Genomic DNA, 9,251 nt, shown 5'->3' on the forward strand with positions numbered 1-9,251 from the left:
ACCCGCCGCCAGCCCACCGCGGTGGATCTGCGCATCGTCCTGGCGCTGGCCCGCATCGCCGGGGAGGCCGAGCGCGCGGCCGACAAGGCCGCCCGGATCGCCCGCGGCGCCCTGGATTTCCGCGCCGACGACACCGCGCTGCCGCTCCCGATCGGCAACGCCCTGCGCACCCAGGATGAACTGGTGCGCCGCGCGTTCGAGCGCAGCATCACCGCGGTGGCCCAGTTCGACAGCCAAACCGCCCTCACCATCTTCGAGGACGAGCCGGCGCTGATCGCGGCCAGCCACGGCGTCCATTCGGCACTGTGCAGCCCCTCCGAGGTGCCCCTGTCGGCGGCCAATCTGGGAGCGCTCTTCGAGATCGCCCACGCGCTGGAACACATCGGCCGCCACGCCGGCGCCATCGCCGAGCAGGTGATCTATGTCGCCGAGGGCAAAGACGTGCGCTTTCGCAACCGCGAGATCCTGATCGAGACCTTACGCCACCGCCCCGGCTAGTACCCGATCTACTCAATCATGCGTACCAACCCCAACGGGGTTGAACATACCAGCCCAGGGCAACGCCCTGGGATAGATTCGTGTGATCGGCCTAGCCCTGAAAGGGCGTGACATAACGACGCAAACTCGTCTGTCACGCCCTTTCAGGGCTAGGATCTCTAATACCTCATACCCAGGGCGTTGCCCGGGGCTGGTATGTCGCGCCCCTTCGGGGCTTCGGGGCGGCACATTAGCATTAGCCCGCGCATTAGGCGTCGGCTCGCCTAGAATGCAGTCCGGCAACCATCCACCGGACCCACCAGGACCCAACACCATGGCCACCATCCTTGTCGTCGACGATGAGCCGGACATCCGCGAGGTGATCCGCTTTGCCCTGGAGGGCGCGGGGTTTCGTGTGCTGGAGGCAGGGCACGCCGACGACGCACGCCGGTACCTCACCGCCGAACAACCGGACCTGATCCTGCTCGACTGGATGCTCCCCGGGCGCTCCGGGCTGGAACTGGCCCAGCAACTCAAACTGAACCCCAAGACCCGCGCCATCCCTATCATCATGGTCAGCGCCCGCGGCGAGGAGCAGGACCGCATCCAGGGGCTGGACACCGGGGCGGACGACTATATCGCCAAGCCCTTCTCCCCCCGCGAGATGGTCGCCCGGGTCAACGCCGTCCTGCGGCGCGCCCGGCCGGACGAGACCGATACGGTCGAGATTGCGGGCCTGCACATCGACCATGTCAGCCGCCGCGTCACCGCCGGGGGCCAGCCGGTGGAGGTGGCGCCCACCGAGTATCGCCTCCTGCACTTTTTCATGACCCACGCCGACCGTGCCTTCAGCCGCTCCCAGTTACTCGATCGGGTGTGGGGCGACCAGGTCTATGTAGAGGAGCGGACGGTCGACGTGCATATCCGGCGCCTGCGCAAGACCCTGGAGACGACCGGGCACGACCGGCTGTTGCAGACGGTACGCGGCGTCGGTTATCGGTTCTCTGAAAAGCCCTGACCCCGACCGTGCGCTTTGAACTCGCCGCCCTTGCAATTACCCTCGCCCTCGGCGCGGCACTGGTCCTGTTCGGCATGGCGCCGGCGTGGGTCTGGCCTCTGGTGCCCCTGCCCTATTTGATGCGCCACCTCTATCACCTGGTGCGGCTCACGCACCTGATCCGCCGCCGACAGCGCCTGAGCCCACCCTTCCCGCGCGGGCTCTGGGGCGAGGTCTACGGCAGCCTCGCGCGCTACCAGCAGCGCGGGCGCAAGGGGCGCAAGCGCCAGGTCCGTTTTACCCGGCGCTTCCGCCAGGCCGCGGATGCGGTACCGGACGGGCTGGTGATCCTGGACAAGCTGCAACGCATCGAATGGGCCAACCCGGCGGCAGCCCCCTTGCTCGACGTCCATTGGCCGCGGGACGAGGGTCGGCGGCTCTCGGAACTGCTTGCCCAACCGGATCTGACCCCCTTCATCGAGGTCGGCGAGTATCTGCGCCCATTGGAGATCACCCCCGAACACAACCGCGCGCTTATGGTCTCACTGCGCATCGCCCCCTTCGGCGAGCACAAGGGCGAGCGTCTGGTGGTGGCGCGCGATATCACCAAGCTCTATCACCTCAACATGATCCGGCGCGACTTCGTGGCCAACGCCTCCCACGAACTGCGCACCCCGCTGACGGTTATCGCTGGCTTCCTGGAGAACCTGGCGGACGCCCCCGCCACCCCCGTCAACCACCGCCGACCGCTCACGCTGATGCAGCACCAGGCCAAGCGCATGCGCTCCATCATAGACGACCTGCTCACCCTCTCGCGACTGGAGATGGACGGCCAGGACACGGCGCAGGGGCCGGTGGACGTGGCCGCCGAACTGGAGCCCATCGTCCACGAGGCGCTGGCCCTGAGCGACGGCCGGCATCGCATCGAGTGCAGCGTCGACCCGGAGCTGCTGCTCATCGGCAATCAGGTCGAGCTGCGCAGCGCCTTCTCCAACCTGATCTACAACGCCGTGCGCCACACCGCGCCCGGCACCCGCATCTGCGTCCGCTGGGCGCTGGACGCCGACGGGGCGCTCTTCAGCGTGGCGGACGACGGCGAGGGCATCGCACCTGAGCACCTGCCCCGACTCACCGAGCGCTTCTACCGAGTGGATCAGGGTCGCTCGCGCGCCGCCGGCGGCACCGGACTCGGGCTCGCCATCGTCAAGCATGTGCTCAATCGGCACGAGGCAAATCTGCTAATCGCCAGCACCCTCGGGAAAGGCTCGCGCTTCACCTGCCAGTTCCCCCCGGGGCGCGCGCTGGTGCGACCGCCGCAGCCCCTGATCGCGGCGGCCTAGCAGCCATGCGGGAGCGCCGACATCCGGTCGGCCAACCGCCGCAGGCGGTGAGCGGTTTGGCGGTTGATCTAAATGGGCGTTTCTTTCCCGACGACCAAACAGCGCTTCACGCCATCGCCGACAAAATGTCGGCGCTCCCGCCGCCTCACGGCGGCGGGCATTCCTCGCTGACCTGTAACATCGATTGGGTATAGTCAATCCCACCGCAGGGAGAACCATGCCATGCCACTGACGAACGTCGTCGACTATTTCAACGTCCGGTTGCTTGCACTGCATCCGCACGCACTACTCGGCCAGGGGGCAAGTTACCTACTCCACCGCGGCCTGCTGACCGCACAGGTGGCCGGCTTGATCCTCACGCCCAATCCGATCCCAGTGCATACCGCAACCGGGGAATTGTTCGGCCGACGCGCCAGATTCCTGGTCCGGGATGCGGCTGGCCACCCGGCCCGCCCGGAGTCACTCCATGTCCAGGCCTGGAACGCCGAAGACATGGTGTTTCTGGACTGCTTTCTGCGCACCTTCCATGCATTGAACCACCTGCATCACGGGCATGACAAGCGCGAGTCGCTCGTCCTGGATGTGCATCTGCGGCACCTCGCCGCCCGACCGGAGCACCAGGGCGGGGATTGCGAGGCCCTGTTGCATCTACTCGGGCTGGGCCCCCACCAGATCGTCCTGCGGTTGGACGCACCGACACTGCACGTGGATAGCCATCTCCAGGCAACGGCCAGGAAGTTCACGGGTCGCGGTTACCGGCTGCTGGCGGCGCGCCCGAACCTGCGCAATACCGACTGGGACCTGCTGAGCGCGCTGGGCGTCCGCTGGGTGGCGCCCCATATCCGTGACCTCGTGGCCTGGCAGCGCGACGGCAACGCGGGACCGGCGCGCAACGGCATCGCCTTGTGGCTTGACGGGGTTGACAGCCTGGAGGACCTGGCGCATGCCCGCGTCCTCGGCGCCGAGCTGATCGAGCCTGGTCTGCAACTGCGCGCCACACGGCAGGTTACACCCCGCCCGGTCCGGACCCCCACCTTGGCCGAGCTGTCGGGCTGAGCGACCAGGTTCCCGCACCCCCCGAAAAGCGCCAGTCTATGATCAGGCTGATTGCCCGCCGCTGCCACGCTCACCAGCGGGCGCCAGAACGCCGCTATCGTCCCGGCCGACCGCGTTTGGTCCGGCGCGCACGGCTCATACCGAAGATCTGATGACATCTCCTGCCCCACCAGGCCCACCCTTCAGTCTGGAACGGCGCCTATGAACGCTGATTTTCATTCGCCATCCCGCAGCCGTCCATGTCCCTGCGATGCTACAATCGCTCGCCACATTTAGGCCCCAACGAGGATGCTCATCATGAAGAACGCCGCCGCCAAACCTGAGACCAAGAAAGAGGCCGCCAAGCGCGATCAGGTGGACCGGCAGCCCGCCGATGCGATCACGCTCAAGGCCAGCATCGCGGACCCCCTGATCGATGGGGTACTGACTCGCTACGGGCTCACCGTCGACAGTGACGCCCCGCGTCACATCTATTTTTTCGATACCCCGGACCTCACCCTGCTCAAGGCGGGGATCATCGCCCGGGCGCGCCGCATCAGCGGCGATGATCACGACAGCACGGTCAAGTTCCATCCGGTCGTCGCTGCCGACATTCCGGCCATGTGGCGGGAGTGCGACGGCTTCCAGCTGGAGAGAGACTTGAGCGAGACGGGAGCGATCACGTCGGCCTCACTCACCGTACCGGTGAGCAAGGGTGCGATCAAACAGGTGGCCGCTGGCGAGAAGGGCATCGCCAAGCTGTTCAGCAAGGAGCAGGAAGCATTTCTCACCGCCGTGGGTGGTCCAGGCATCGCGTATGAGGGATTGTGCGTCCTGGGCCCAGTGGCAGGCCATTGCTGGACGCTCACGGACCCGGCCTATCCCTGGCGGATCACCGCCGAGTTGTGGCAACGCGAAGACGGGACGCGCCTGATGGAGGTCGCCATCAAGGCCCCGCTGATCCAGGCGGAGGTGGCCAGCGCCGGGTTTATGGTCTTTATGCAGACGGTCGGCGCCCAGCGGCACATGAAACCGCAGACCAAGACACGCTGGATATTGCGTCATTACGTCAAGGCGGCGCCCGCAGAGAGCGCCACCGTGAACCCATCAGACAAGGCCGAGGTCAATCGAGATCAGGAGTCTCACCAGTGACGATATAGACCACCCGCTCGGCGATGTTGGTCGCCCGATCGGCAACGCGCTCATAGTGATGCGCGATCCAGGAAAGTGCCACACCGGGCGCCGCCGCTTCGGGATCGTCGCGGATCAGCTCCACAATCGCGTCGATCATCTCTCGCTGGAGGGCGTCGACCTGATCGTCCCGGGCCGCGACCGCCCGCGCCGCCGTCGCATCACTGTGTCCATAGGCCGTCATGGCATCACACAACATGGCGATGGCCGCCTCACCCATCGCGGCGACATGCTCGACCAACACGGCCGGGAACTCTTCTTCGGCGTGGATAAGCAGAATCCGGGCCACGTCCGCGGCGTAGTCGCCGATCCGCTCCAGCTCCGCCACCATTTCCATGGAAGCACCGACCATCCGCAGGTCCAGGCCCGCCGGTTTGTAGGCCGCCAGCACCAGCAGCGCCTCTTGTTCCAAGAGCCGACGCTGCCGATTGATCGCCGCGTCGCCGGCAACAATCTCGCCGGCTAGGCCAAGATCGTGCCCGAGCAGCGCATCCAGCGACTGGCGCAGCGCCGCATCGACCTGTTCGCCCAGGGCGATCAGTGCCTGTTTCAATGCCTCGCGTTTCTTTTCCAGCAGCATCGGCGACTCCGTCATGATAGGCGCTCCGAATCGATTAATGGATATCCGCCCGCAGACAGACGGTGCTACGCCCAGCGTAGCCGATTAATCTGACCGTTCGATGACAGCCGCACCTTGCCATCAATGTTTACCGGCCACCTTGAAATTCACATACAAATTCATGCCGTAATTCCACAGACCCACAATCCCAGCGATGATGATCCGGGCGGGAAAATAAGGAAGATGAAACACCTCGACGAACACCACCATCAGCCCCGTGACCGCCACCATGCCGGCGCCGGCGATTAAGATAAAGATGGCGTAACCGGCATGCACCGAACGCAAGGTGCCGGTGAAGACAAAACGCCGACTGACAAAATAATTGATGGAAACTGCTACGCCAAATGCCAGAGCCGTTGCCTGGACATAATAAATGTCAAGATAATCGATAAACAGATACAACAGCAGCAGATCGATAATAAATGTCGCACCGCCGACACTCGCGTATTTGAGAAATCGTATCAAACCTTTCACTTGGCACCAGCGGCAACGATGGTTGAAGAGTAGAATCCGGCAGCGCATGATGCACGACATTAGCGTCTCTTGCCAGAATCTTCCGACTCCGCCCGATGGCACCAGCGACCGAGCACCTGCTCGCGTGCCACCGGAGAGACTTGATCAGCGCTGCACCGAGCGCGGAGGGTCAGCATGGGGAACCCGAGGTCACCATCGGCACACGCCCCTCTCATAACCCCAAGAATATGCGTTGCCAAGTGCAAGAATATCCCCTACCATTTCCGGCGTCGCCTTCCGCTCCCCTGAATTTCACCCTTTCCGGCCCAGCATCATGCCTCATCATACCGTGATCGGACAGCAGCCACGGCATCGGGACCTCGCTTGCGGCCTGGCCCTGATTATCGCGATCGTCCTGGCATTGGCCGGATGCAGGAGCGACCCTCTCATTGGAAGCACCTCGCACGGTGCCATCATCACCGAGGGATCTTCCAACAGACCCGCGCAAGCGCTGACAAACGCGCCCTTCGTCGCCACCGCCGAGTTGAGATCGGACTATACCCCGACAATCACGGAGGACCGCACCGTCTACCGCCCGCTGTTATCGCACGTCCAGTTCCTGGTCGTCGCCGCCCGAGTGCCCCTGACCCCGGGCACGGCCCCGGCGGATGCGACGGACCCCTCGCCGGTCTCCAGCTACAAGACGCGCTTACTTGGCCCCGAAGCAGGGCGAGAGCGTAAACCCGTCTTCGGCAAGCACCGACTGTCCGACAGTGAGGTGGAACTGGAACAGGTGTTTGCGATCCCCCGGGGAGAGACCGGACACTATGGTCTCTGGGCTGACGGCCGCACCTATCCGATCAGGGTACAGGCCGCAGCTCCACCGGCGGTGGAGACCGAGACGGTTCCGGCCATCGCCCCCCCGAAGGCGCGGCGCCCCCTGCGGGAAGCGGCCGTCGCCGCCGCGACCAAGGCCGTCTCCGACAACGCACCGGACACACCCACGGACGGCGCCGAACTCTACCGCTTATGCGCCCAGGTGCAACGCTTCGAGCTGTGCGACGGGCGCCCATGCCGCACCGACGGCCTCTTGTCCAAGACCGTCCTGAACTGCCGGGCGCAAGACTGCCCGCCCGGGGAAGTCCAGAGTTCGCTCGACCCGGAGACCCGCTCGCTCGCCGGCTGTATCGCTGCCTGCCGCCAGGCGCAGCTCGATGAGATACGGGATGCAGCGCAGGGCACGGCACAGGTTCGCTGCATGCAGTAGCCTCAGATTGGCCTCGTCTCGCCGATATCTTCATCAGCGCCTCCGCGCGAAGAAGACCCATAATAGAATTGCCGATAGAAAACTCTATCTGCTTCACTGCTAACCATCGTCGTGCCGCTTTTGGCCGGCACCTTCGATAACTCCGGCATCGCAATTGCCGGCGGGGCAGCGGTCACGCGCATCCTCAGCTGCGAGCTGGTAAAAAGCGATTGGGTCCTGATCGATATCACCACCAAGACCGGCGCCAAGCCGAATCCGGCCAAGACCTGCCGCGACGCCGTGGCCTTCCTTTTTCAATTCCTTACATGAGCTGTTCGGGCTGGTTATGATATTTCGGCAAACAGGGCGTCGCGCCGCCGGTATCCTACTGATGGTCAATCGCATTGATCGCTATGACACTCGCGCTTCGCGGTGGAAATATTTCTCCAGCGACTACCGTTATGCATTTGCCATGCTTGTCGGTCTGACCGCATTTGCACCCCCATCCCATAGCGATTCTCCGATTGCGCAAGACGCATCCAAAAGTATGCACGCTGGTCCACTCGAATTTGGATTGCAGAGCACCTATATCTATCAGCACCAGAATTCCTTTGCTGCACCTTATAGCCCAGGCTATAATAGTCTGATACCGTCACGCGAGCGCAGTTATAGCTTCACGACCACGGCTCTGGTCGCTGCCCATCTGTGGCGAGGGGCGGTACTTTATGTCAATCCTGAAGCATACCAATCGCATGTCCTTTCCGACCTCAAGGGCTTGGGCGGGCCAATCGATGCCGAGCAACAGAAAGGCGGCGGCGCGAATCGCATGACGGAATATATCGCTCGTGCATTCTTGCGGCAGACCTGGAATCTCGGCGGTGCCGACGTGGCGCTCTCACCCGGTCTCACGCAAGTCACAGATACGGTGAAATCACATCGTCTGGTGGTCAGCGCGGGGAGAATGTCTATCACCGACATTTTCGATACCAGCCCCATCGCCGGCGATCCCCGGGGCAACTTTATGAACTGGTCGTTTGTGACCTATGGTGGATTCGACTACGCCGCTGACTTACGCGGTTATACCACCGGCATCGCAATCGAATATTATAGTGATGACTGGGCGCTTCGCTATGGTCATTTTCAAATCCCGGCGATCCCCAACACGCCCAGCATGGACACCAGGTTACTCAAGGCCTTCGGTGAGCAGGTGGAGATCGAGCACGACCACAAGTTAGGCGACTTACCAGGTGTGGTCAAGGTATTGGCCTATCGGGATGTCGGCAATATGGGAAATTACACTGCTGCGGTCGTCGCCGGGGCCGCGCTGGGAACACCGCCGGACATTACCACCACCCGCTCGCTGAATACCAAGGTGGGATTCGGCATCCATATCGAGCAATCGCTGTTACCGGATCTGTCTTTATTTATGCGTTGGTCGACCAACAACGGCAAATATGAAGAGGCCTCATTTGCCGAAATCGACCGGCAACTGCAGATTGGTCTTTCGGGTAGCGGCAATCGTTGGGGAAGGGCCGAAGATAACTACGGCATCGCCTATGCTATCAACGAAATATCGCGTGCTCACAGAAACTATTTGGCCGCCGGCGGGCTTGGTGCGTTCGTGGGCGATGGCTACTTAAACTATCGTCCCGAAGATGTGTTCGAGGCCTACTACAAGGTCGCGTTGCCTTATCACACCCAACTGAGTTTTGATTATCAAAACATTGCAAATCCCGGATACAATTCAGATCGGCACGGCCCTGTCAATGTCTTTGGCGTAAGGCTTCATTTTTCTTATTTTTGAGTAACGCCAGAGACGATCGTGGGCCTTGATCATTATCCCGGTTGCTGGGCCTTGCGGCAACCCGTCGCGGCCTGGGGGCCGCTCCTACG

Annotated in this window: 10 protein-coding genes; 8 read left to right on the top strand and 2 right to left on the bottom strand. The window is 63.1% G+C overall.

The features are described 5' to 3' along the window. From QZY44_RS12620 to QZY44_RS12640, 5 genes are all read left to right on the top strand, one after another. The coding region (locus tag QZY44_RS12620; protein ID WP_365304201.1) for a PhoU domain-containing protein at positions 1–498 on the top strand (498 nt) is incomplete at its 5' end. Positions 499–811: 313 nt separating this feature from the next. After that, positions 812–1,495, top strand: a complete 684-nt coding sequence (gene phoB, locus QZY44_RS12625) for a phosphate regulon transcriptional regulator PhoB (RefSeq protein ID WP_295446719.1) — start codon at positions 812–814, stop codon at positions 1,493–1,495. 8 nt (positions 1,496–1,503) lie between these two features. Continuing rightward, a complete protein-coding gene (gene phoR / locus QZY44_RS12630) occupies positions 1,504–2,814 on the top strand; it encodes a phosphate regulon sensor histidine kinase PhoR (protein ID WP_295446721.1) in 1,311 nt (436 codons plus the stop codon). Between the two features lie 222 nt (positions 2,815–3,036). After that, positions 3,037–3,870, top strand: a complete 834-nt coding sequence (locus QZY44_RS12635) for a hypothetical protein (protein ID WP_295446722.1) — start codon at positions 3,037–3,039, stop codon at positions 3,868–3,870. 297 nt (positions 3,871–4,167) lie between these two features. Further along, positions 4,168–5,001, top strand: a complete 834-nt coding sequence (locus QZY44_RS12640; RefSeq protein WP_295446723.1) for a hypothetical protein — start codon at positions 4,168–4,170, stop codon at positions 4,999–5,001. Here QZY44_RS12640 and phoU read toward each other — a convergent pair. Continuing rightward, positions 4,973–5,635, bottom strand: coding sequence for a phosphate signaling complex protein PhoU (gene phoU, locus QZY44_RS12645; protein ID WP_295446725.1), 663 nt, complete (start codon positions 5,633–5,635; stop codon positions 4,973–4,975). The genes QZY44_RS12640 and phoU overlap by 29 nt on opposite strands. A gap of 105 nt (positions 5,636–5,740) precedes the next feature. Next, positions 5,741–6,193: a GtrA family protein gene (locus QZY44_RS12650; protein WP_295446727.1), complete on the bottom strand. Its 453-nt coding sequence runs from the start codon at positions 6,191–6,193 to the stop codon at positions 5,741–5,743. A 253-nt stretch (positions 6,194–6,446) separates the two neighbouring features. On the opposite strand from QZY44_RS12650, the gene QZY44_RS12655 reads away from it, so the two are divergent. The 3 genes from QZY44_RS12655 to QZY44_RS12665 all read left to right on the top strand — a co-directional run bounded on the left by QZY44_RS12655 (position 6,447) and on the right by QZY44_RS12665 (position 9,162). Beyond that, positions 6,447–7,379 carry a hypothetical protein gene (locus tag QZY44_RS12655; protein ID WP_295446729.1) on the top strand — a complete coding sequence of 311 codons (933 nt, stop codon included), beginning with the start codon at positions 6,447–6,449 and terminating at the stop codon, positions 7,377–7,379. Positions 7,380–7,499: 120 nt separating this feature from the next. Beyond that, a complete protein-coding gene (locus tag QZY44_RS12660; RefSeq protein WP_295446731.1) occupies positions 7,500–7,688 on the top strand; it encodes a hypothetical protein in 189 nt (62 codons plus the stop codon). Between the two features lie 61 nt (positions 7,689–7,749). After that, positions 7,750–9,162 (top strand): carbohydrate porin, encoded by a 1,413-nt coding sequence (locus tag QZY44_RS12665; RefSeq protein ID WP_295446733.1) that lies wholly within the window; start codon positions 7,750–7,752, stop codon positions 9,160–9,162. The last annotated feature ends 89 nt before the right edge of the window (positions 9,163–9,251 follow it).

The sequence above is a fragment of the uncultured Thiodictyon sp. genome (assembly GCA_903837595.1).
Classification (GTDB): domain Bacteria; phylum Pseudomonadota; class Gammaproteobacteria; order Chromatiales; family Chromatiaceae; genus Thiodictyon.

What these genes read in the sequence shown, in the direction of transcription:
- phoB (WP_295446719.1), top strand. Translation starts at nt 812, where the DNA reads ATGGCCACCATCCTTGTCGTCGACGATGAGCCGGACATCCGCGAGGTG.
- QZY44_RS12635 (WP_295446722.1), top strand. Translation starts at nt 3,037, where the DNA reads ATGCCACTGACGAACGTCGTCGACTATTTCAACGTCCGGTTGCTTGCA.
- QZY44_RS12640 (WP_295446723.1), top strand. Translation starts at nt 4,168, where the DNA reads ATGAAGAACGCCGCCGCCAAACCTGAGACCAAGAAAGAGGCCGCCAAG.
- phoU (WP_295446725.1), bottom strand. Translation starts at nt 5,635, where the DNA reads ATGACGGAGTCGCCGATGCTGCTGGAAAAGAAACGCGAGGCATTGAAA.
- QZY44_RS12650 (WP_295446727.1), bottom strand. Translation starts at nt 6,193, where the DNA reads ATGTCGTGCATCATGCGCTGCCGGATTCTACTCTTCAACCATCGTTGC.
- QZY44_RS12655 (WP_295446729.1), top strand. Translation starts at nt 6,447, where the DNA reads ATGCCTCATCATACCGTGATCGGACAGCAGCCACGGCATCGGGACCTC.
- QZY44_RS12665 (WP_295446733.1), top strand. Translation starts at nt 7,750, where the DNA reads ATGGTCAATCGCATTGATCGCTATGACACTCGCGCTTCGCGGTGGAAA.